A 1,174-nucleotide genomic window follows, 5' to 3' on the forward strand; every position below is an offset into this window, starting at 1 on the left:
CTGACGTCGACGGGTGCGGTGGACTCGTTCCACTCCTCGTTCACCGGGTTCGGCGGTGGTATCACGATGCTGGGTATGCAGCTGGGTGAGATCGCGCCCGGTGGTACTGGTTCGGGGCTTTACGGCATGCTGATCATGGCGATCATCGCGGTGTTCATCGCGGGTCTGATGGTCGGCCGCACGCCGGAGTATCTGGGCAAGAAGATCGGGACTCGCGAGATCAAGTTCGCGGCCTGCTACATCCTCATCACCCCGGCGCTGGTCCTGGTGTTCACGGCGGTGGCGATGGCTCTGCCCACGCCGCCGAACTCGATGCTCAACTCCGGTGCGCACGGCTTCTCGGAGATCCTTTACGCGTATACGTCGGGTGCGAACAACAACGGTTCGGCGTTCGCGGGTCTGAGCGCGGACACGCAGTGGTTCAACACCACGATCGGGCTGGCGATGCTGCTGGGCCGGTTCCTGCCGATGGTGTTCGTCCTCGCCCTGGCGGGCTCGCTCGCCGAACAGAGGCCCGTCCCCGCCACGGCCGGCACCCTGCGCACCGAGAAGCCGCTGTTCACCGGCCTGTTGGTGGGCACGGTCCTCATCATCACCGGCCTGACCTACTTCCCGGCGCTCGCGCTGGGGCCGCTGGCCGAGGGGCTGGCGTCATGACCACTCGGATAGAGAAGCAAGAGGACTCGATGTCCACAGCCACTCCGCCCCGGGCGCCGCACAGCGACGTACCGACCGGACACAAGGACGAAGGACGCGTCGGCGCGGGTGTCTTCGACCCGAAGCAGCTGCTGAAGTCGCTGCCGGACGCCTGTCGCAAGCTCGATCCGCGCGTCATGGTCAAGTCGCCTGTGATGTTCGTGGTGCTCGTCGGTTCGGTCCTGACGACCGTGTTCTCCTTCAAGGATCCGTCGGACTGGTTCGGCTGGGCGATCAGTGCCTGGCTGTGGCTCACGGTGATCTTCGCGAACCTGGCGGAGGCCGTGGCCGAGGGCCGTGGCAAGGCCCAGGCGGACACCTTGCGCAAGGCCAAGACCGACACCGTCGCCCGGCGTCTGACCGGCTCCACGGAAGAACAGGTACCCGGCACCGAGCTGCGCATCGGGGACCTGGTGGTGTGTGAGGCGGGTGACATCATCCCCGGCGACGGTGACGTCGTCGAGGGCGTCGCGAGTGT

General features: G+C 66.4%; 2 protein-coding genes. Both read left to right on the forward strand.

The window, feature by feature from the left end:
• On the forward strand, positions 1-657 hold a 657-nt coding region (locus ACWFR4_RS49075; RefSeq protein WP_453658517.1), incomplete at its 5' end, for a potassium-transporting ATPase subunit KdpA.
• Positions 654-1,174 (forward strand): P-type ATPase (locus ACWFR4_RS49080; RefSeq protein WP_453658519.1); only part of this gene is annotated, 521 nt, incomplete at its 3' end. The genes ACWFR4_RS49075 and ACWFR4_RS49080, both read left to right, overlap by 4 nt.

It is taken from the genome of Streptomyces sp. NPDC055140, from assembly GCF_053607285.1.